We start from the raw sequence: 21,545 nt of genomic DNA, 5'->3' as shown, positions 1-21,545 counted from the left end.
TTTATGCCATCTAAAAAAAATACTAAAAAGCTGTTTTTAATGCTTTTACTTTTCACTTTCACCTTTGGATTTACTCAAAGTAATACCAAATTTAAAGTAGTTTTAGATGCAGGTCACGGTGGAAATGATCCAGGAGCTGTAAAAAATGGTGTTCAAGAGAAAGATGTGGCGCTTGATGTTGTGCTAAATGTTGGTAAAATATTAGAAAAAAATAAAGATATTGAAGTAATTTATACCCGAAAAACAGATGTTTTTATAGAACTAAGAGAACGAGCAAATATTGCGAATAAAGCGAAGGCAAATTTGTTTATTTCTGTTCATTGCAACTCGGTTAAAACTGGAAATCCTATAGGTGCAATGACGCTTGTTATGGGAATGTCAAGAACTGGAACCAATTTAGAAATAGCAAAAACGGAAAATGCTGTAATCTTTCAAGAAACCGACTATAAAACAAAATATAAAGGTTTTGATCCTAATAATCCAGAAACCTTAATCGGTTTAAAAATTATGCAAGAAGAGTCGTTGTTGCAAAGTATAGAATTAGCCACTTTAATACAAAATCAATTTCGCGATGAATTAAAAAGAAAAGATAAAGGTGTACATCAGCAACCCCTTTGGGTTTTAGATGCTACAGTAATGCCAGGAGTTTTAATTGAGTTAGGTTTTCTTTCCCATCCTGATGAAGCTAAATATCTTAGTTCAGATAAAGGAAAAGAAGAAATGTCACAATCCATTTCAGAGGCAATTATTACTTACAAGAATAATTTTTTTAGTGTTAACGATGTAGTTGAAGTAGAAACTATTGTGTCAACTAAAACATCAAATACATCAAAATCGAATTCTACTTCAAATAAAAATAGTTACGAAAAAAACACTTCCAAATCAAACAAAACATATTATAAGGTGCAAATTTCTGCTGGAAGTAAAAAGTTAGACACTAAGCCTTCCAATTTTAAAGGTTTAAAAGGAATAACTTTTGAAAAGGAAAAAAACATCTATAAGTATTTTTATGGAGAAGAAACCGATTATGATGCTTGTAAGAAAAAATTAGAAGAAGCAAAGAAAAAAGGATATACTTCGGCTTATATAGTAACATTTACTAATTAATAAAAATGGCATATGTTTAAGAAAATTGTTTTAGTTGCTATTGTAATGCACTTTTTTTCGGGATACAGTCAAAATCAAAAATTCAAAGTAGTTTTAGATGCGGGTCATGGTGGAAAAGATTATGGTGCTGTATATCATGGAAATATTGAAAAAAATATTGCTTTAAAAACGGTTTTAAAAGTGGGGGCTATTTTAGAAAAAGACCCACAAATTGATGTAATTTACACTCGTAAATCGGATGTGTTTATCGAATTACAACAACGGGCAAATATTGCCAACAAGTCTAAAGGAAGCATATTTGTTTCCATGCATTGTAATGCAAATAAAAATCAAGCTGCCTCGGGTAATGAAACTTATGTAATGGGTATTACGCGTAACGCATCTAACTTAGAAGTAGCAAAAAACGAAAATGAGGTAGTTACTTTAGAAACCGATTATAAGATTAAATATGATGGTTTTGATCCTAATTCACCTGAATCTGTCATTGGAATTTCCATTCTTCAAGAAGAACACTTAGATCAAAGTATTGAGTTAGCAGGAAGAGTTCAAGAATTTTTCACCAAAAAAACCGATAATAAAAATAGAGGTGTAAAACAAGCTGGATTCCTAGTATTACGTCAAATTACCATGCCCAGAGTCTTAATTGAAATGGGATTTGTTTCAAATAAAGAAGAAGGAGAGTTTTTAAATTCAGAAGAAGGGCAAGACAAATTAGCTGAGGCTATAGCTGGAGCCATAATGGATTATAAAAATGAATTTTTTAATCCTTCTAACAATGGTAATGATAAAATCGACTCTAAAGTTATTGATAAAAAAGAAGATGTAATTGTAAAAGATATTCCAAAAAAAGAATCACCAAATAAACCAATTGAAAAGTCTAATGATAAAGTTTCAGATAAAGGAATTGTATTTAAAATCCAAATTTCTGCAAGCACAAAAGAATTAGCCACAACACCATCTAATTTTAAAGGTTTAAGTCCAATATCAATGGAAGCTAATGGAAGTTTGTACAAATATTTTTATGCATCAGAAAAAAATTATGACACAGCTAAACAAAAATTAGAAGAAGCAAAGCAAAAAGGATATAACACAGCATTCATTGTTGCTTATAAAGATGGAATAAAAATAAGGATTACCGATGCCATAAAATAAAATAAAAGTTTATTTTTGTTAAAAATTATTACGCTTTGAAACTAACTAGAGAAATCAAAACCGCAATCCTTGTTATTACATCAATATTCTTATTTATTTGGGGATATAATTTTTTAAAAGGGAAAGACTTATTCGATAACGGAACAAGAGTTTATGTTATTTACGATAATGTAGCAGGACTTGTAAATTCAGCTCCTGTTACCTTAAACGGATTAGCGATTGGTAAAGTAAACTCTATTACTATCCAACCTGATGGTAAACTTTTAGTAGAAATGCAAATTACTACTGATTTTCCAATTGCAAAATCGAGTATTGCTGAAATCTATGATTCTGGTTTAGTGGGAGGAAGACAAATTGCTATTAAACCTAATTTTCAAGATAAAGATTATATTAAAGATGGTGATTATTTAAAAGCAAGTAGTAAATTAGGAATTACAGATGCTTTAGCGCAACAATTAGAACCGCTTCAATATAAAGTTCAAAAATTGTTAGATAATGCTGACGTTTTATTTACAAATGTCAATGATATTTTAGATGAAAAAACGAAACAAAATCTAAAAAATAGTATTTCTGAACTTAATGAAACTCTTGCTGAATTTAGTGAAATATCAAAAAACATCAACGGTTTAGTTGCAGATAATAAATCAAAATTAAATTCAACATTAACAAATCTTGATAAAACCTCTGCAAATTTTTCTAAAATGTCAGATTCACTTGCAAAGGCTAATTTGGGTCAAACGGTTAAAAATTTAGAAAAAACATTAGCTAGTGTTGATAAAATAATGGTTGACATTGAAAAAGGGAAAGGAACAATGGGTAAATTAATGAAAGATGATGCCATGTACAATAATTTTACTAAAACGTCAAAAGAGTTAGAGTTGTTATTGCAAGATTTACGCTTACATCCTACACGCTATGTAAATGTTTCCCTTTTTGGTAAGAAGAACAAACCTTATGTAGCGCCAGTTAACGATACAATTAAAAAGTAAATTTTATACAATGAGTTTTTTAGATAATATTTTATTCGCATTGCTTTTAGCAGCTGGTATAGGTTATTTTACTATCAATGTAAAAAAACTAATCCGCAATATAAAATTAGGACATGATGTAAATCGTAGTGATAATGCTTCAGAACGATGGAAGAATATGACTATGGTTGCTTTAGGTCAATCTAAAATGGTAAAGCGTCCAATTGCTGGATTTTTACACATTATAGTTTATGTTGGATTCGTAATTATCAATATCGAAGTAATTGAAATTATTATTGATGGACTTTTCGGAACACACCGTGTTTTATCATTCATGGGCGGATTTTACGATGCATTAATAGGTTCTTTTGAAATATTAGCATTTTTAGTTCTTATCACTGTAATTATCTTTTGGATAAGAAGAAATGTAACTAAGTTACGTCGTTTTGCTAGTTCAGACTTAGATGGAAAACCAAGAAATGACGCTAATTACATTTTATATTTTGAAATGATATTGATGACGTTGTTTTTAGTAATGAATGCAGCGGATTTACATTTACAAAATTTAGGAATTGGACATTATAATCAAGCTGGAAGTTTTCCAATTTCTCAATTTATAGCACCTATGTTTAATGGGATGAATGAAGGTTCAGTTGTAATTATTGAAAGAGCTGCTTGGTGGTTACATATTGCAGGAATTTTAGTTTTCTTAAACTATTTATACTTCTCTAAACACTTACATATTTTACTTGCTTTTCCTAATACTTATTTTGCCGATTTAAACCCAAAAGGAAAATTTGATAATTTACAAAGCGTTACTAATGAAGTAAAACTAATGATGGATCCAAATGCAGATCCGTTTGCTGCCCCAGCAAATCCTGATGCTGTTCCGGCTAAGTTTGGAGCTTCAGATGTTCAAGATTTAAATTGGGTACAATTATTAAATGCTTATAGTTGTACAGAATGTGGTCGTTGTACTTCTGCTTGTCCGGCTAACCAAACAGGTAAAAAATTATCACCTCGTAAGATTATGATGGATACTCGTGATCGTTTAGAGGAAGTAGGAAGAAATATCGATTTAAATAAAGGTGTTTTTGTTGATGATGGTAAATCTCTATTAAACGATTACATCACACCAGAAGAACTATGGGCTTGTACCACTTGTAATGCATGTGTAGAAGAATGTCCTATTAATATCAGTCCGTTGTCTATTATTATCGATATGCGTCGTTATTTAGTTATGGAGCAAAGTGCGGCTCCAATGGAATTAAACAATATGATGAGTAATATTGAGAACAATGGTGCACCTTGGCCTTATAATCAAATGGATCGTTTAAATTGGGTTAACGAATAATTATACATTAACTATCTTAAATAGTATATAATATGTCAGAAAATTTAATTGTACCAACAATGGCCCAAATGATGGCCGAAGGAAAACAACCTGAAATTTTATTTTGGGTAGGTTCTGCTGGTAGTTTCGATGACAGAGCAAAAAAAATCACAAGAGCTTTCGTTAAAATTTTAAATAAAGCAAATGTAAATTTCGCTGTTTTAGGAACAGAAGAAAGTTGTACTGGAGATGTAGCAAAAAGAGCTGGAAATGAATTTTTATTTCAAATGCAAGCCTTAATGAATATTGAATTACTTAATGCTTACGAAGTAAAAAAGATTGTTACCTGTGATCCTCATTCGTTTAATTGTTTAAAAAATGAGTATCCAAGTTTGGGTGGAAATTATGAAGTTGTACATCACACACAATTTATTCAACAGCTTTTAAAAGAAGGTCGAATTGATTTTAATAAAGATACATATAAAGGAAGTCGTATTACATTTCACGACCCATGTTATTTAGGTAGAGCTAATAATGAATATCAAGCTCCAAGAGAAATACTATCTCAAACAAATGCTGATGTTGTTGAAATGAAAAGAAGTAAAAGTTCAGCTTTATGTTGCGGAGCGGGTGGAGCTCAAATGTTTAAAGAGCCTGAAAAAGGTAATATGGATATTAATGTTTTACGAACACAAGATGCTCTTGAAACTACTCCAAATATAATTGCAACTGGATGTCCATATTGTAATACAATGATGACTGATGGAATAAAATTTGCACACAAAGAAAATGAAGTAAAAGTGTTAGATATTGCTGAAATAATTGCTAACGCTCAAAATTTATAAAATGAAAAAAATCCTAATACTATTAGTTCTTGTTGGAAACATAACTTTTGCACAAAAACTAACTAAAGAACAATTGGCAGATAAATTAGCAGATAAAGCTTGTGCTTGTGCCACAAAACAAGAAATTACAAAAGATAATTTTGAGCTAACCATAGGAATTTGTTTACTTGAAGGTATTAATGCCTACGAGAAAGATGTTGAGAAACATTATGGTAAAGATGTAATTTCTAACGACAAGAAAATGGAAGAATTAGGTTATGATGTGGGTAAAAAAATGGGAATGAAATGTCCAACCGTTTTTAAATTCATGTTAGAAGAGGAAGACCAATCGGTAACTAATGAACTTACCCTTTCAGGAAAAGTTTATGATATCAAATTTGAACAATTTTTAACTTTTATAGTAAAAGAAGAATCAGGTAAAATCAATCAATTTATTTTATTAAGTTATTTTGATAATGCATTCTTATTGACAGATAAAGTTTTAAAAACAGCTGACAATATTGAAGTTACTTATTATGAAATGGAATTGTTTGATGCCAAATTAGGTAAATTTGTATCGTATAAAATTGTTACGGATATTATAAAAAAATAATCATGTTTGTACCCTTTGATACCTTACCAGAAGAATCTAAAATTTGGATTTATCAATCTAATAGAAAATTTTCAGATGAAGAAATTCATGAAATTGAAAATGAATTGACTTCTTTTTTAGAGAATTGGACTTCGCACGGACAACATTTAGAAGCTTCTTTTGTTACTCGCTATAATCGCTTTATTATAATTGCTGTAAATCAAGAAGTTCAAGCTGCTACAGGGTGTTCTATTGACGCTTCGGTTCAGTTTATTCAAAACTTAGAGCAAAAATATAATGTAGATTTATTAGATAAAATGAACGTTACTTTTAAAGTTGGCGATCATGTTGCTTTTAAACCACTTATCGAATTTAAAAAAATGGCCAAGGAAAAAGCGGTTTCAGAAAATACAATCGTATTTAATAATCTACTAAATACAGTTGGTGAATGGCAAGATTTCTGGGAAGTTCCAGCAAGTGAAAGTTGGCATAGTAGATTTTTTTAAAATTACTTTTCAAAATATCCTATGGATAGCGATATATTTTTATTAAACATTTCTGGGCAAGATAAACCTGGATTAACTTCATCTTTAACTGCAGTTTTAGCTGAATATGATGCTAATGTTCTCGATATTGGTCAGGCTAATATTCATGATACACTTTCTTTAGGAATTTTGTTCCAAATTAAATCGGGTAAAAAATCAGCTGCCGTTTTAAAAGATATTTTATTCAAATCTTATGAATTAGGTATTAAAGCAAAATTTAAACCAATTGCTCTCGAGGATTACGAAAAATGGGTAAAACTTCAAGGTAAAGATCGCTACATTGTAACCCTTTTAGGAGAAAAATTAACAGCCGAACAAATTTCTCAAGTTACCAAAGTTATTTCTGAAAAGAATTTAAATATTGATGCTATCAAACGTTTAACGGGTAGAGTTTCATTGGTAAAAGAAGATGATTATCCTAGATCATCTATTCAATTATCAATTCGAGGTGCTATACATAATAAATCTGAATTTACTGAAAAATTCATGGCCATATCATCTGAGTTAAATCTAGATATTGCTTTCCAAGAAGATAATATTTTTAGAAGAAACAGACGTTTAGTTTGTTTTGATATGGATTCTACTTTAATTCAAACTGAAGTAATTGATGAATTGGCTGAATTGGCTGGTGTTGGCGAACAAGTTAAAGCTATAACCGAATCTGCCATGCAAGGTGAGATTGATTTTCAGGAAAGCTTTAAACAAAGAATGCAACTTTTGAAAGGATTAAAAGAAGAAGTTTTGGAAGAAGTTGCAATAAATTTACCAATTACAAAAGGTGCAAAAAGATTAATTGACACTTTAAAATCATATGGTTTTAAAACAGCAATTCTATCGGGTGGATTTACTTATTTTGGAAAATATCTGCAAAAGGAATTGGGAATCGATTATGTTTATGCTAATGAACTTGAAATCAAAGATGGTGTTCTAACTGGAGGTTATATCGGTGAAATTGTAGATGGTAATAAAAAAGCCGAATATCTAAAGGAAATTGCACTTAAAGAAAGTATTGATATTAATCAAACTATCGCTGTAGGTGATGGTGCTAATGATTTACCGATGTTGAACTTAGCAGGTTTAGGTATTGCTTTTCACGCAAAACCCAAAGTAAAAGACAATGCTCAAAGTTCAATTTCAAGTATTGGTTTAGATGGAATTTTGTATTTATTGGGTTATCATGATCGCCACATCGATTTGATAGATTAATTTTTTCAAATTTCGTTTATAAAAACATTTTTTTAGTTAACAACTTTCTTCATAAAATAAATATAAATTGCTTTATTATAATCATAAGTTATAGTAATTTGGCACAGATTTAGTACGTTGTTAAAAAATCAAAAATTATTTTATGCAAAGAGTTCTCGCCCTACTGTTTTCGGTAGTTTTCATACATATATCATATTCACAAAATAAAACTAAACCTGTTTTAACAGCTAAAAAAGTTGTGTCACAACAGGTTTGGGTTGATAGTATTTATAATCAATTTACCTTCGAGGAAAAAGTAGGGCAGTTGTTTATGGTTGCTGCATACTCAAACAAAGACGAAGCGCACAATAAATCTATTGATAAATTAGTTGAAGAATATAAAATTGGAGGATTAATTTTCTTTCAAGGCGGACCAGTACGTCAGGCAAAATTGACAAATCGATATCAAGCAAAAGCAAAAGTACCATTGTTCATAGGTATTGATGCTGAATGGGGTTTAAGTATGCGATTAGATTCTACTTATCGTTATCCTTGGAACATGACATTAGGAGCTGTTCAGGATATGAAATTGATTGAAAAAGCCGGAAATCAAATGGCAAAACAATCAAAAAGAATGGGAATTCATTTCAATTTTGCCCCTGTTGTTGATATCAATACAAATCCTAAAAATCCAATCATAGGTAATCGTTCTTTTGGTGAAACAAAAGAAAATGTAACTGCTCGAGCCATTGCTTTAATGAAAGGGTTACAAGACGAAGGCGTTTACGCTACCGCTAAACATTTTCCAGGTCATGGTGATACTTCAACCGATTCGCATCATACGTTGCCCGTAGTTAATTTTGACAAAAATCGTTTGAATGAGGTTGAATTATTTCCTTATAAAGAATTGATTAAAAATGGTCTAGCTAGTGTAATGGTAGCTCATTTGAATGTGCCAAGTATTGAACCAAGAGCGAATTATCCAACGTCGATTTCCTATCCAGTTGTTACTGATATCTTAAAAAAAGAGTTGCAATTTGAAGGATTAATTTTTACCGATGCCTTAAATATGAAGGGCGCAAGTAATTTCAAAAAACCTGGCGATATTGATTTAGAAGCTTTTTTGGCTGGAAATGATGTGTTACTATTTGCTGAAAATGTTCCTGTTGCTATTAAAAAATTCAAAGAAGCTTATGATGCAGGAATCATTACAGAAGAACGTTTGATGTATTCGGTAAAAAAGATTTTAGCCTTTAAATTCAAAGCAAACCTGAACAACTATCAACCTATTGTTTTAGATAATTTATATAAAGATTTGAATGCGGTTGAATTTGAAGCTTTAAATTATAAATTATATGAAAATGCGGTAACAGTAGTTAAAAACAATAACAAATTAGTTCCGGTTCGTGATATAGAAAAAGAGAAAATTGCTTATATTAAATTAGGAAACGATAAATCAGAAACCTTTTTGGCTAATTTAAGAAATTATGCCACTATTAGCGAGATAACATCAACTAATTTAGACTCGGTTTTAGTGCAATTACAAGATTTTACAAAAGTAATTATAGGTTATCATAAGCAAGATGGTGCTTGGAGAAATCACAATTTGAATTTCAAAGAAATGCTTTGGATTAATCAAATTGCCAAACAAAATGAGGTGATTTTAACTTGTTTTACAAAACCGTATTCGTTGACAAATTTAAAAAACTTTGAAGATATTGAAACGATTGTAGTTGCTTATCAAAACAATGATATTTCTCAAACTATTGCACCTCAAATCATTTTTGGAGCCATGGGGTCTAAAGGGAAATTACCTGTTTCAATTGATGACGAATTCAAAGTAAATGAAGGAATTGAAACTTTAGAAATTAAACGCTTAGGATTTACAATTCCCGAAAATGTTGGGATGAATTCTAAAGTGTTAACCAAAATTGATTCCATTGCCAATTATGCTATTTCAAAAAAAATGACTCCTGGACTTCAAGTTGTAGTCGCGAGAAAAGGAAAAGTGATTTACCAAAAATCATTTGGAAATCACACATATGAATCAACACAAAAGGTAAGTAATACAGATGTTTATGACATTGCATCTTTAACAAAAATTGTTGCTACTTTACCAAATATAATGCAAGAGTTTGATAAAGGTCACTTAACATTAGATACCAAATTGAAATCTATGTTGCCAGCTGCAAGAAACTCTAATAAAGCTAATGCGACAGTAATGGATATGTTAACGCATCAAGCGCGTTTTCAACCTTGGATTCCATTTTATAAAGCAACATTAGATAGTTTAAAACGACCAAGTACTCAATTTTATAGAACTGAATTTTCACAAGAATTTCCTATACCTGTAGCCGATAAGTTGTATTTGGTAAAAGATTATAATGACATCATCATTAAAACTATATTAGATAGTGAATTGTTGCCCAAAAAACAATACAAATACAGTGATTTTTCCTTTATTTTATTTAAAGAATATTTAGAATACCATAACAAAAAATCACTTGAAGATTTGGCACATTTCAATTTCTATGAGCCTTTAGGAGCAAATTCTATCATGTATAATCCGTTACGTAAAATAAATGTTAACAGAGTTATTCCCACAGAAAACGACAATTATTTTAGATACCAAGTAGTTCAAGGTTATGTTCATGATATGGCTGCTGCAATGCAAGGCGGAATTTCTGGTCATGCAGGTTTATTTGCCAATGCTTTGGACGTTGCTAAAGTAATGCAAATGTATCTTCAAAAAGGAAGTTATGGAGGTCGCACATATATTTCAGAAAAAACTTTTAATACCTTTAATACCTGTTATTTCTGTAAAGATGGAAATAGAAGGGGAGTTGGCTTTGATAAACCGCAATTAGGAAATGAAGGACCAACATGTGGTTGTGTTTCATTAACAAGTTTTGGACATACTGGTTTTACTGGAACTATGACTTGGGCTGATCCAGAGAAAGAGATAGTGTATGTTTTCTTATCTAATAGAACGTATCCAGATTCTAACGCTGCTAATAAATTATCAAAAGAAAATATTAGAGAGAATATACAGAAAGTAATTTACGAAGCAATTGTTGAGTAATTTTTGTAAATTTAATATTCTAATTTCAAAAGACTAACCATGACATCAGAAGCAACAACAGTAGATCAATATATCAATGAAGCTCCAGAAGATAGAAGAGAAGCATTGCGAAAATTAAGAAATATTATCTTAGAAAATCTTCCAGAAGGTTTTCAAGAAGGAATGGGTTATGGTATGGCAGGTTATGTAGTACCACATTCAATTTATCCACAAGGTTACCATTGTAATCCAAAGCAAGCTTTGCCATTTATGGGATTTGCAAGTCAAAAAAACAGTATTAATTTTTACCATATGGGAATTTATGCCAAACCAGAATTGTATGATTGGTTTGTTACAGAATATCCAAAACATTCGAAACAAAAATTAGATATTGGTAAAAGTTGTTTGCGTATCAAAAAGCCAGAAAATATTCCATTTGAATTGATAGGTGAATTAGTGAAAAAAGTAACTGTTGCCGATTGGATAGCTACTTATGAAGCTGCATTCAAAAAATAATTTAACAAATGTTTTATAATTGCCAACTCGAGAAGTGGTACTTTTATTTCAAAATTTAAGTAAATGAAAATTGCTATAGTTTGTTATCCTACATTTGGAGGAAGTGGTGTTGTGGCTACCGAATTAGGTTTAGAATTAGCCAAAAGAGGTCACGAAATTCACTTTATAACCTACAGTCAACCAGTGCGTTTGGCTTTGTTGAATCCGAATGTTCATTATCATGAAGTTCACGTTCCCGAATATCCATTGTTTCATTATCAGCCTTATGAGTTAGCACTTTCGAGTAAATTGGTGGATATGGTAAAATTGTACAAAATTGATGTTTTACACGTGCATTATGCAATTCCTCACGCTTATGCTGGTTACATGGCAAAGCAAATTCTAGCAGATGAAGGTATTCATATTCCCATGGTTACAACTCTTCACGGAACCGATATTACATTAGTAGGAAATCATCCATTTTACAAGCCGGCGGTTAGCTTTAGTATCAATAAGTCAGATGTCGTTACAAGTGTATCTCAAAGTCTGAAAGACGATACATATCGTTTGTTTGATATCAAAAATGAAATTGAAGTTATCCCAAATTTTATTGAATTAAATAAGGATAAATTAAAAGAAAATATACCTTGTCATCGTTCTTTAATGGCTCCAGATAATGAAAAAATTATTACGCATATTTCTAACTTCAGAAAAGTAAAACGAATTGAAGATATTATACGAATCTTCAATGAAATTCAAAAAGAAGTTCCTTCTAAATTAATGATGGTAGGAGAAGGACCAGAGAAGGAAGGAGCAGAGCAATTATGTGAACAATTAGGAATCCAAAATAAAGTAATTTTCTTTGGGAATAGTAATGAAATTGATAAAATCTTATGTTTTTCAGATTTGTTTTTGTTACCATCAGAAACCGAAAGTTTTGGTTTGGCAGCTTTAGAAGCTATGGCTTGTGGAGTACCCGTGATTTCAAGCAATTCAGGTGGCTTGCCAGAAGTTAATAAAGATGGATTTTCAGGATTTTTAAGTGATGTAGGTGATATTTCAAAAATGAGTCGTGATGCAATTGCGTTGCTAAAAGATGAAAATAAATTAGCTCAATTTAAAATCAATGCCTTAGAAACCGCTAAATTATTTGATATTCAAAATATTCTTCCTTTGTACGAACAAGTTTATTTTAAAGCTTTAAATTCCAAATAATGATTAAATTTTTTCCTCTATTATTTTTTATTTTTTCCTGTAGTTCTTCAAAAGAAGTTACAGATAATTCTTTTTCTGTAATTTATAAAAGTGAAATGGGCGGAACTGAAAATGCAGGTTATACTTTGATTCAAAATAATGAATCCTATATTCGATTTATTGAATCATTAAAGCTTGACGAATCACAATATGCTAATTTCTTAGCCGTTGATTTCAAGAAAAAAGATGTTTTAGTTTTGTATCAAGGTCAAAAAAACTCGGGAGGTTATGCAATTGATATTGAATCCTTGAAAAATGAGAATCAAACTATCATTATAAAAAAGAAAGAAATAATGCCAAAGAAGGGTGAAATAACAACATCTGTAATTACTTCACCATATTGTATAGCATTAATTCCGAAAGGCAAAAGAGTAGTTGTAGAATAAAAAAAGTCCCAATTTAATTGGGACTTTTTTGTTATTAATTGAATCGGTATCTAATTCCTAATGCGATGTCTGGTCCAAATCCATCTCTAAAATCAGAATAATCACCACCAAAATAAATCTCTGGTCTAAAATCTAATGACAATTGAATTGGAGCTTCTTTAAAATTGTATTCAATTCCGATATCTCCAGCAGCTAAAACAAAAGAACCGCTACCGTCGCCATATTTTTTATCAATACTCCAAGAACCTATACCAGCACCTACACCTGCATACCAATTGAAACCACCGTCAATGTTCCAAACCCATTGATATAAACCAACTAATTTAAAAGCATCAACATGTTCGCTATTTCTCCATCCTAAATCAAATTCTAATCTGTTATTGGATCCCATTCCTCTTTGATAAGAAATTTCTCCACCAAAACCATCATTGTCACCTAAACGCAAACCTAGAGCGTTTTTTGAAATGTCCTGAGCCTGAGTGCTAAATGCTAAACCTAGTAGCATAAAAGCTGATAAAATTAGTTTCTTCATATAAAATGTTTTTACAAATATAGCTAATTTTTTACAAAAGGCATGCCATTTTTAGTCAACCACGTAGATATCTAGGTATTCTTTTTGATTTTGTGACCCAGTTGCTGGTATTCCTAATTGCGATGCAACAGTAGAATTTATTGTATAAGCTGTGTCAGTATTTACATATACAACACCAATTCCTTTTGCTAAATATAATTTAGAAATAATTAAATCTTGTGGTGCTAAAACAGTAATGGGAATTGTAAATCCACCAACCGTTTGAACAGAAGTTACCGATACATTAAGTTTAATTTTTGTTGATATTACATTACTATAACTATCCCCATTAGGAGAAGTAAAAGTTGTAAGATTTTCACCGCCATAACTTTGTAATGAATAACTTATAGTTAGTGGATAACCATTGTAAGTTTCTTGAATTGTTCCAGTAACAGGACCACTGTTTAAGGCTTGATCTAATGAAGCATTACTATTGAAAATAACAAAATCATCTAAATTTAAATTGAAATTGATAGGTAAATTCTGATCAGCAGCTAAAGATAAGTTTCCAGATAATAACAATCTAGAGTCTTGTTTTCTAACTCCATTATTTCGAAGAGATGATGAATAAAATCCTGTTGCCATGTCATCTCTGGTTTGGAATTTTTTGTAGGTCTTAGAATTTAAAACTACATCACCAGAAATATAAAGAGAATCTCTAGTTGATGCACCTTCGCTATCAACATCATAAGTCCAATAATTATTATTGTTTAATGGTATGGTGAAATTATCGTCTCCATTCCCATTTTCATTTCCATCATCATTAGAACAAGATGTAAACAAAGATGTTGATATTAAAAATGTTAAAAGAATTAATTTTTTCATGTTAATTTAAATTTATTTATTATGCTAATATACTATTTTAACTTAATTAATTGAGAAAATTTTGTTTAATGTTTTAAATAGTATTTATTTCTATGGTTTTTTAAATATTCATTACTTTTGTTAACAATAAATAATATTTATTAAAATCAAAATTTAATTATGGCAGGGAATACTTTTGGAAAATTATTAAAACTAACTACTTTCGGAGAATCACATGGTGAGGCTTTAGGAGGAATTTTAGATGGATGTCCTGCTGGAATTTCTTTAGATTTCGATTTTATACAATCAGAAATGCAAAGAAGAAAACCTGGTCAGTCTTCAATTGTAACCCAAAGAAAAGAAGAAGATGAAGTACAATTTTTATCGGGAATTTTTGAAGGTAAAACAACAGGAACCCCTATAGGCTTTATTATTCCTAATACTAATCAAAAATCTGATGATTATTCTCACATAAAAGATACTTATCGTCCAAGCCACGCAGATTATGTTTATGAAAAAAAATATGGTATTCGTGACTATCGTGGTGGCGGAAGAAGTTCGGCTCGTGAAACGGCTTGTAGAGTAGTAGGTGGAGCTATTGCCAAACAAATTATTCCTGATGTAAAAATAAATGCTTTTGTTTCTTCTGTAGGTGAAATTTTTATTGATAAACCTTATCAAGATTTAGATTTCTCTAAAATAGAAAGTAATGCAGTTCGTTGCCCAGATAGTGTAACGGCAGAAAAAATGGAGCAATATATTAAAGAAATCAAAAAGCAAGGTGACACTGTGGGAGGCACAATTACTTGTGTAATTCAAAATGTGCCCATAGGATTAGGTGAACCTGTTTTTGATAAATTACATGCTGAATTAGGAAAAGCAATGTTATCAATAAACGCAGTAAAAGGATTTGAATTTGGAAGTGGATTTTGTGGAGCTAAGATGAAAGGAAGTGAGCATAACGATTTATTCAACTCCGATGGAACCACTAAAAGTAATCTTTCTGGAGGAATTCAAGGTGGAATTTCCAATGGAATGGATATTTATTTTCGAGTAGCTTTTAAACCTGTTGCTACATTATTACAAAAACAAGAAGTATTAAATAATCAAGGAGAAATAATAGAACAACAAGGAAAAGGACGTCATGATCCTTGTGTTGTGCCGAGAGCTGTTCCTATTGTAGAAGCCATGGCGGCATTGGTTATAGCGGATTATTTATTACTTTCTAAAGTATTTAAATCAATTGATTAAAAAATGATAAAGTTTGTTTTTTCTTAGATAAATTGTTATAAATTTGATAAATTTTAAACTATGTCATATGAAAAAAACACTACTTTTTATTTTTCTAGGAGCAATTAATTTTGTTTCTTCTCAGGTTTTACAATCTGATAATTTTGATGCTTTAACATTAGGTAACATTGGGACTGATGTTACAGGTGTAACTCCAGGTCAAGGAGGATGGCTTACAGCTAACGGTTTAAATACTGATTATCAAATAGTCTCTGAAACTTCTGGCAAATCTTTTCAGCTTACAGGTTCTAATACAGCCTCGGGTACACGTTTTATGTGGAAAAGTGGTTTGCCTACAGCATGGGCTGGTAGAACTTCTGGAAATAATATTATTAATGTTGAATTTGATATGTTTACTGGAGGTGCAACTACAAGTAAAAACACAGCTAGAGTTTACATTTATAATAGTGATGGAAGTACTCCTTTAGCTGGCTTATTATTTAATTTAGAAACCAAAGCCATTTCAGGAATTGCTTATTATGATCCTAATAATGGAGGTGTGAATCCTGTTGGAACTTATTCTTTCAACTTAGGAGCTTCAAATGCAGTAATTAATTTAGCTTCAAATACATGGGTTAGAGTAGGTATTTCTTATAACACTACAACCAGACAAGTTATATGGAAGGGGCCAGGATTTTATGCAGGTGTAACTGGTGCTGTACCAGCTACAGGAACAGTACAACCAGGTGAAGTCGATTTTATTAAAGCAGCAGGAACTTCTAATACTGTTTCAGGGGTAACTAAATTTGACAATTTTGTAGTTTATGCTAGCAATACTGAGAATTTATTAGGAGTAGAAAACTTTCAAAATAATTTATTAGAATTTATTTCTATTTATCCTAACCCAACAAAAGATTTATTAAACATTTCAAATCCAAACAACTACGCAATCAACAATATTTCAGTTATTGATATTAATGGAAGAGTTGTTAAAAACCAAGCAGGTTCTTTAACTCAAATTAATGTTTCTGATTTGAATGTTGGGGTTTATTTTATAACTATCGAAGCTGCAGAAGGAAAAACTACTAAGAAATTTATTAAACAATAGTTTTTTATAATACTTTAAACTAAAAACGACCAGCTAATTACTGGTCGTTTTTTTTCTTTTTATCACTATTCATCATTAGCATTATAGCTCCTACTAAGCCCAAGATTACCAATAAAAAAACGATAATCATTATAAAAGCCCCATTGCTATGAGAATAAAGAGGTAATAATAAGTTTGTCATAGTTACAAAGGTTAGAATTTACACAAACTTACTATATGTAGTTCATTTAATTTATGATAATTATCATATCGTTTATTCTAAAAATTTTGCCTTTAATTCGGGTGTTGGAATCATACAGGATTCCTTTTTACCATACCATTTGTATCGATTTTTAGCCACATAATCGTAAACAAAATCTCTTATTCCTCTGGGTAATATAGTAAAAATAGTTGCTAAAGTAAAAACCCCACTCAATCCCTTTGCAATTTCTAAAGCAGCAGTTGATTTATAATAGTACGAAATTCCAGGTTCATACAAAACAATACTATCGGTATGGGTAGGATTGATTCCAATGTGCTTTAATATTTTTAGACCTAATTCTGATTGAAGCGAAACAAATCTAAAGACATCTTTTTTATCATGTTTAATCACATATTGTATTGATGAATCGCATAAATTGCACACTCCATCAAACAATATGATTTTTTTGTCTTTAGGTAAATCTTGTATTTCCATATATCAAATTCAAGTTCAATGTTAATTTCAAGTTCCAATTCAAGTTCCAAGATTTAAGGAATACAGATTTAAATAATTAAATGAATATTCAAAATCTTTCCGAATTATCGTTAAGCAAAAAAATCAAAGAAAATCTAACTTCTAATCTCTATATTCTTAAATAGGTTGAACATATTCCAATTGATCTAAACTTACTTTTGAAGTGAAAATTCCATAATTCACTGTTGCTTTTGTTTTTTCAATAGCGTCAATAGTTCCAATTGCTTTTCCATCTTTCATTCGTACTCGATCTCCGACTTTTAAAATAACTTTTGGCTTATTTTCTTCTTCAATTTTAGCTTTAATTTTCTTTTCTTTTTTAACCGTGCGAATTTCTTCTACCTTAACTTTTACTTCTTCTTCCACTTTTTTCTGAATCACTTCCTTGACTTTCTTTTCTTTAGCCGAAAGTTTTTTTCGTTTTGAATTTTCGATTTCCACCATTTTCAAAAATTCACCAATTAAAGTTTTTTTGTCTTTATTATTGAAATAACTTTCGGAAATATCATCAATTTTTTGCCCAATGTAAATCAAACGTTGGTTGGCATCATACAATTCCTGATAACGTTCTAGTTTATCTTGAATTTTTGCATTGATGGTTTCCATTTTCTTGCTTTCTTCACGCGCTTTAGCTTCTTCTTCTTTTAAGGTTAAAGACGTTTTCTCTAATTTAGATCGCTCTTTTTGAAGGGTTGCAATGGTTTTGTCGAATCGAACTTTTCCACCTTCAATTTTCTTTTTGGCACGATTGATTAATCCGTAAGGAATACCGTTTTTCTGAGCTACTTCAAAAGTGAACGAACTTCCGGCTTGACCCAAAATCAATTTGTACATAGGTTCTAATGATTTTTCATCAAACATCATGTTTGCATTTGTAGCATAGGGTAATTCGTTAGCTAATATTTTTAAATTACTGTAATGTGTCGTAATAATTCCGAAAGCTTCGCGAGCATAGAATTCTTCCAAAAATGTTTCTGCTAAAGCACCTCCTAATTCGGGGTCAGAGCCTGTTCCAAATTCATCGATTAAAAATAAGGTTTTTGCATTACATTTCTTCAAGAAGTAATTCATATTCTTCAATCGGTAGCTGTAAGTACTTAAGTGATTTTCAATAGATTGGTTGTCGCCGATATCTGTTAAAATTCTATCGAATAAAAACGTTTCACTACGCTCATGAACCGGAATTAATATCCCGCTTTGTAACATTAATTGAAGTAATCCAACGGTTTTTAATGAAATCGTTTTTCCTCCAGCATTTGGTCCCGAAATCACTATAATACGACTTTTATTATGTAATTCGATGGTTTGCGGATAGGTAACCGCTTTCTTTTCTTTATTGTTTAAATACAAAATAGGATGGAAGGCTTCTCTAAAAAATAATCGTTTTTCTTCGATGATATTGGGAAGGATTCCATTGATTTTGTTAGCATATTTGGCTTTCGCAGCAATAACATCAATATCACTTAAAAAGTCTTGATAAGCTGCTATTGTTTCTGTAAACGGACGGATTTCATTAGTCAAACGCTTTAAAATTCGCATGATTTCTTCACGCTCTTCATATTCTAAATTGTTTAATTCACGCGAATAACGTTGGGCTGCTTCTGGTTCAATATAGGCAATACTTCCTGTTTTAGAACTTCCTAAAATAGCACCTTTTACTTTTCTTCGATACATCGCTAAAACAGCTAAAACTCTACGATTTTCAACTACTGTTTCTTTAATGTCATCTAAATAACCTAACGAATTATATTGGCTCAATGCCATACCAAAACTTTGGTTGATTTTACCTCGTACCACATTAATACTTCGTCGAATATCCACTAAATCAGGCGAAGCATTGTCTTTGATGATTCCAAATTTATCAACCACTTCATCAATGCGTTGGATAATGAGTTTTACAACATCAATTTTCGATGCTTTTTGATATAGATTGGGATAATAATCTTCAAATTTCTTTAAAAATTGAATCATTGTTATCGCCGTTTCCGAAAGGTTCGCAATTTTTTTGAAACTACCCACTTCAAGAAAACTATCTTCGATAGCTAAGAATTTTAATTCGTAGTTGATATTCTCAAATCCGTGATTTGGAATGGCGTTATTATTGGAAAATGAGGATAAATATTCGGAAGTTTGCTTTAAGTTAATTAGCAATTCTTCTTTATTTTTAAACGGAGTTATTTCCATTGCTTTAGCTTCTCCAATATCGGTGTTGCAGCGACTAGCAATGGTTTCTAAAACCGTATTAAATTCTAAATCTTGTAGCGTTTTTTCTGTAATCGAAATCATTTTTCTTTTTCTCTTAGGTCAAAGTTACAAAGTAATAAATCCATATTGCAACAGAAATTTATATTTTTGGTAAAAATTATAAAATGTTTTTCAAAAACCTTACTTGGCAAGCCTTATTAGCTACTGAGTTTCAGAAGCCATATTTTGTTGAACTCATGCATCAAGTGGAGCAAGAATATGCTAATAGCACTTGTTATCCGCCAAAAGAATTGATTTTTTCTGCTTTTGAACAGTTTGATTTTCAAGATACGAAAGTGGTAATTATAGGTCAAGATCCGTATCATGGAACTGGAGAGGCGAATGGTTTATGTTTTTCGGTGAATGATGGTGTAGCGATTCCACCTTCGTTGAAAAATATTTTTACTGAAATTAATAACGAATATGATAGAATTCTTTTTCCAACTTCGGGTAATTTAGAACGTTGGGCAAAGCAAGGAGTATTGTTGCTAAATGCTGGTTTAACGGTAAGAAAAGATCAGGCTAATAGCCACAAGCACTTGAAATGGAATGTTTTTACCGATGCTGTAATTAATTTGATTAATCAGAAATCTGAAAATGTGGTTTTTCTTCTTTGGGGCAGTTTTGCTCAGAAAAAAGGTAAACTTATCGATCGAAATAAACATTTGGTATTAGAAAGTGGACATCCATCACCCTTAAGTGCTAACCGAGGTATGTGGTTTGGAAATAACCATTTTAAATTAACGAATGCATATTTGAGAGAAAATGGGAAAGGTGAGATTGAGTGGTAACGTTTTGTGTCTTAAAAATGTAGTGTAAATGCAACACCAAGCCATTACGAATATAACAAAACATTCCATTCAGCAGCGGATTTTCCGTAGTGAAATCCGGAAGTAGCCATTGAAGTAAAACGGTGTTGTGTAAAGTTTTATTCCGCAACTTGTTTTAATAGTTCCGCAATTTTTGGTTCGATTTCTCCGTTAAATTTTAATTCATAAGCTTTTTTGTTTGTTAACATTTGATAAAAGACACAAGCGTTTAAAAAAGCTCCATATTTGTTAGGATGACTATTATCTTCATAAAGTTCAATTTCGGGATAATTTGTCAAAACCTCGTAAAATTTGTTTCCATTTTCAGATTTTAACAAGTTGTTTTTCCGTGCAACTGAATCGTAAGATTCATTAATTAAATTGATTTCTTGTTCTAAATTCTCAAGAATAGGCGAACAACATCTTTCTTTTAATATTGATTTGTCTATCATTCTTGATGGATAGCAATATTGTTGAGGATATTCGTTTTTGGATGGCCAAGTGTTAAATAGTATGAATTTACAATTCGGATTAGAAACCAATTTTTTGATTTCAGAAATTGCTTTGTTTGTAATAAGTTCACGGTTTTCAGGAATTAAAATACTTATAGTTCCAGTTTGTAAAATAACTATATCCCATTTTTTCTCCGCAATCTTAATTTCCGTTTCTGTTTTTTCGCCTTCTTCTTTTTTCCTTGTATTAATTCCGTTTTCCGTTCTCGATGTTATTATATCAGATAAATGTCCATCTAATGATTGTCCAGGAAAAGTGCTTTGTTCAATTCTTATATTGGGGTTTGTTTCATTCAGCATTTTTTGTAAAGTCTGTGGCATATCGTAGAAATATGTTAAGCTGTTCCCAATAAATAATACATTTATTTCTTTCACCGTTTTTTTATGTTGCGACTTGCAGCTAATTGTAGTTAGTGTTATTAAAATCAGCAGAATTTTTTTCATAAATCATGGTTTTTCTCTAATTACTAGCAACGTTTTGCAGCTTGTTTTCAGGTGGCAATTTCAGCACCAAGTCATTACAAAAACACACTAATTATTAAATTTTACAACTTCGTTTTGGGATTATCGCATACTTTCCACTTGAAACAAACCACTGTGCTTGTTGCACAACTCAAATATACAAATACTTGCATAAAAAAGAGATAATT

20 protein-coding genes are annotated in these 21,545 nt (G+C 30.9%); 15 read left to right on the top strand and 5 right to left on the bottom strand.

The window, feature by feature from the left end:
• The first annotated feature begins 39 nt into the window (after positions 1 to 39).
• From V7P59_RS04785 to V7P59_RS04730, 12 genes are all read left to right on the top strand, one after another.
• On the top strand, positions 40 to 1,107 hold the full coding sequence (locus V7P59_RS04785) for an N-acetylmuramoyl-L-alanine amidase family protein (RefSeq protein ID WP_333809018.1): 1,068 nt from the start codon (positions 40 to 42) through the stop codon (positions 1,105 to 1,107).
• Positions 1,108 to 1,119: 12 nt separating this feature from the next.
• Positions 1,120 to 2,259, top strand: a complete 1,140-nt coding sequence (locus V7P59_RS04780) for an N-acetylmuramoyl-L-alanine amidase family protein (RefSeq protein WP_333809017.1) — start codon at positions 1,120 to 1,122, stop codon at positions 2,257 to 2,259.
• 35 nt (positions 2,260 to 2,294) lie between these two features.
• Entirely contained in the window at positions 2,295 to 3,248 is a 954-nt protein-coding gene (locus tag V7P59_RS04775) for an MlaD family protein (protein ID WP_333809016.1), read from the top strand.
• A gap of 10 nt (positions 3,249 to 3,258) precedes the next feature.
• Positions 3,259 to 4,581, top strand: a complete 1,323-nt coding sequence (locus tag V7P59_RS04770; RefSeq protein ID WP_333809015.1) for a (Fe-S)-binding protein — start codon at positions 3,259 to 3,261, stop codon at positions 4,579 to 4,581.
• Between the two features lie 32 nt (positions 4,582 to 4,613).
• Positions 4,614 to 5,405 (top strand): (Fe-S)-binding protein, encoded by a 792-nt coding sequence (locus V7P59_RS04765; RefSeq protein WP_333809014.1) that lies wholly within the window; start codon positions 4,614 to 4,616, stop codon positions 5,403 to 5,405.
• Position 5,406: 1 nt separating this feature from the next.
• Positions 5,407 to 5,997, top strand: coding sequence for a hypothetical protein (locus tag V7P59_RS04760; protein WP_333809013.1), 591 nt, complete (start codon positions 5,407 to 5,409; stop codon positions 5,995 to 5,997).
• A gap of 2 nt (positions 5,998 to 5,999) precedes the next feature.
• Positions 6,000 to 6,482: an ABC transporter ATPase gene (locus V7P59_RS04755; protein WP_333809012.1), complete on the top strand. Its 483-nt coding sequence runs from the start codon at positions 6,000 to 6,002 to the stop codon at positions 6,480 to 6,482.
• A gap of 21 nt (positions 6,483 to 6,503) precedes the next feature.
• A complete protein-coding gene (gene serB, locus V7P59_RS04750; RefSeq protein ID WP_333809011.1) occupies positions 6,504 to 7,727 on the top strand; it encodes a phosphoserine phosphatase SerB in 1,224 nt (407 codons plus the stop codon).
• A 142-nt stretch (positions 7,728 to 7,869) separates the two neighbouring features.
• Positions 7,870 to 10,788, top strand: coding sequence for a glycoside hydrolase family 3 N-terminal domain-containing protein (locus V7P59_RS04745; RefSeq protein ID WP_333809010.1), 2,919 nt, complete (start codon positions 7,870 to 7,872; stop codon positions 10,786 to 10,788).
• A gap of 39 nt (positions 10,789 to 10,827) precedes the next feature.
• A complete protein-coding gene (locus tag V7P59_RS04740) occupies positions 10,828 to 11,283 on the top strand; it encodes a DUF1801 domain-containing protein (protein WP_333809009.1) in 456 nt (151 codons plus the stop codon).
• Positions 11,284 to 11,346: 63 nt separating this feature from the next.
• Positions 11,347 to 12,477, top strand: a complete 1,131-nt coding sequence (gene bshA / locus V7P59_RS04735) for an N-acetyl-alpha-D-glucosaminyl L-malate synthase BshA (protein WP_333809008.1) — start codon at positions 11,347 to 11,349, stop codon at positions 12,475 to 12,477.
• Positions 12,477 to 12,902 (top strand): protease complex subunit PrcB family protein, encoded by a 426-nt coding sequence (locus V7P59_RS04730; RefSeq protein ID WP_333809007.1) that lies wholly within the window; start codon positions 12,477 to 12,479, stop codon positions 12,900 to 12,902. The genes bshA and V7P59_RS04730 overlap by 1 nt, the downstream gene beginning before the upstream one ends.
• A gap of 34 nt (positions 12,903 to 12,936) precedes the next feature.
• Here V7P59_RS04730 and V7P59_RS04725 read toward each other — a convergent pair whose 3' ends face one another.
• Entirely contained in the window at positions 12,937 to 13,434 is a 498-nt protein-coding gene (locus V7P59_RS04725) for a hypothetical protein (protein WP_333809006.1), read from the bottom strand.
• Positions 13,435 to 13,485: 51 nt separating this feature from the next.
• Positions 13,486 to 14,298, bottom strand: coding sequence for a hypothetical protein (locus V7P59_RS04720; protein ID WP_333809005.1), 813 nt, complete (start codon positions 14,296 to 14,298; stop codon positions 13,486 to 13,488).
• A 159-nt stretch (positions 14,299 to 14,457) separates the two neighbouring features.
• Between V7P59_RS04720 and aroC the strand changes: the two genes are divergently transcribed.
• Positions 14,458 to 15,528 carry a chorismate synthase gene (gene aroC / locus V7P59_RS04715; protein WP_333809004.1) on the top strand — a complete coding sequence of 357 codons (1,071 nt, stop codon included), beginning with the start codon at positions 14,458 to 14,460 and terminating at the stop codon, positions 15,526 to 15,528.
• Positions 15,529 to 15,595: 67 nt separating this feature from the next.
• A complete protein-coding gene (locus V7P59_RS04710) occupies positions 15,596 to 16,615 on the top strand; it encodes a T9SS type A sorting domain-containing protein (protein ID WP_333809003.1) in 1,020 nt (339 codons plus the stop codon).
• A 253-nt stretch (positions 16,616 to 16,868) separates the two neighbouring features.
• Here V7P59_RS04710 and V7P59_RS04705 read toward each other — a convergent pair whose 3' ends face one another.
• Together V7P59_RS04705 and V7P59_RS04700 are read right to left on the bottom strand one after the other, a co-directional pair.
• On the bottom strand, positions 16,869 to 17,291 hold the full coding sequence (locus tag V7P59_RS04705; RefSeq protein ID WP_333809002.1) for a thiol-disulfide oxidoreductase DCC family protein: 423 nt from the start codon (positions 17,289 to 17,291) through the stop codon (positions 16,869 to 16,871).
• 156 nt (positions 17,292 to 17,447) lie between these two features.
• Positions 17,448 to 19,616: an endonuclease MutS2 gene (locus V7P59_RS04700; RefSeq protein ID WP_333809001.1), complete on the bottom strand. Its 2,169-nt coding sequence runs from the start codon at positions 19,614 to 19,616 to the stop codon at positions 17,448 to 17,450.
• A gap of 83 nt (positions 19,617 to 19,699) precedes the next feature.
• Here V7P59_RS04700 and ung point away from each other — a divergent pair, with 83 nt between their 5' ends.
• Positions 19,700 to 20,365, top strand: coding sequence for a uracil-DNA glycosylase (gene ung, locus V7P59_RS04695; protein WP_333809000.1), 666 nt, complete (start codon positions 19,700 to 19,702; stop codon positions 20,363 to 20,365).
• Positions 20,366 to 20,502: 137 nt separating this feature from the next.
• On the opposite strand, the gene V7P59_RS04690 is transcribed toward ung, so the two are convergent.
• Positions 20,503 to 21,339 carry a DUF4886 domain-containing protein gene (locus tag V7P59_RS04690; RefSeq protein ID WP_333808999.1) on the bottom strand — a complete coding sequence of 279 codons (837 nt, stop codon included), beginning with the start codon at positions 21,337 to 21,339 and terminating at the stop codon, positions 20,503 to 20,505.
• Between the last annotated feature and the right edge of the window lie 206 nt (positions 21,340 to 21,545).

The organism is Flavobacterium sp. (assembly GCF_036782315.1).
Taxonomy (GTDB): domain Bacteria; phylum Bacteroidota; class Bacteroidia; order Flavobacteriales; family Flavobacteriaceae; genus Flavobacterium.
The sequence above is the reverse complement of the archived record's forward strand: the minus strand, read 5'-3'. Positions and strand labels throughout refer to the sequence as shown.

Bases quoted from the DNA above. Each gene is read 5' to 3' on its own strand.
- V7P59_RS04785 (WP_333809018.1), top strand. From the start codon at position 40: ATGCTTTTACTTTTCACTTTCACCTTTGGATTTACTCAAAGTAATACC.
- V7P59_RS04780 (WP_333809017.1), top strand. From the start codon at position 1,120: ATGTTTAAGAAAATTGTTTTAGTTGCTATTGTAATGCACTTTTTTTCG.
- V7P59_RS04770 (WP_333809015.1), top strand. From the start codon at position 3,259: ATGAGTTTTTTAGATAATATTTTATTCGCATTGCTTTTAGCAGCTGGT.
- V7P59_RS04765 (WP_333809014.1), top strand. From the start codon at position 4,614: ATGTCAGAAAATTTAATTGTACCAACAATGGCCCAAATGATGGCCGAA.
- V7P59_RS04760 (WP_333809013.1), top strand. From the start codon at position 5,407: ATGAAAAAAATCCTAATACTATTAGTTCTTGTTGGAAACATAACTTTT.
- V7P59_RS04755 (WP_333809012.1), top strand. From the start codon at position 6,000: ATGTTTGTACCCTTTGATACCTTACCAGAAGAATCTAAAATTTGGATT.
- serB (WP_333809011.1), top strand. From the start codon at position 6,504: ATGGATAGCGATATATTTTTATTAAACATTTCTGGGCAAGATAAACCT.
- V7P59_RS04745 (WP_333809010.1), top strand. From the start codon at position 7,870: ATGCAAAGAGTTCTCGCCCTACTGTTTTCGGTAGTTTTCATACATATA.
- V7P59_RS04740 (WP_333809009.1), top strand. From the start codon at position 10,828: ATGACATCAGAAGCAACAACAGTAGATCAATATATCAATGAAGCTCCA.
- bshA (WP_333809008.1), top strand. From the start codon at position 11,347: ATGAAAATTGCTATAGTTTGTTATCCTACATTTGGAGGAAGTGGTGTT.
- V7P59_RS04730 (WP_333809007.1), top strand. From the start codon at position 12,477: ATGATTAAATTTTTTCCTCTATTATTTTTTATTTTTTCCTGTAGTTCT.
- V7P59_RS04725 (WP_333809006.1), bottom strand. From the start codon at position 13,434: ATGAAGAAACTAATTTTATCAGCTTTTATGCTACTAGGTTTAGCATTT.
- V7P59_RS04720 (WP_333809005.1), bottom strand. From the start codon at position 14,298: ATGAAAAAATTAATTCTTTTAACATTTTTAATATCAACATCTTTGTTT.
- aroC (WP_333809004.1), top strand. From the start codon at position 14,458: ATGGCAGGGAATACTTTTGGAAAATTATTAAAACTAACTACTTTCGGA.
- V7P59_RS04710 (WP_333809003.1), top strand. From the start codon at position 15,596: ATGAAAAAAACACTACTTTTTATTTTTCTAGGAGCAATTAATTTTGTT.
- V7P59_RS04705 (WP_333809002.1), bottom strand. From the start codon at position 17,291: ATGGAAATACAAGATTTACCTAAAGACAAAAAAATCATATTGTTTGAT.
- V7P59_RS04700 (WP_333809001.1), bottom strand. From the start codon at position 19,616: ATGATTTCGATTACAGAAAAAACGCTACAAGATTTAGAATTTAATACG.
- ung (WP_333809000.1), top strand. From the start codon at position 19,700: ATGTTTTTCAAAAACCTTACTTGGCAAGCCTTATTAGCTACTGAGTTT.
- V7P59_RS04690 (WP_333808999.1), bottom strand. From the start codon at position 21,339: ATGAAAAAAATTCTGCTGATTTTAATAACACTAACTACAATTAGCTGC.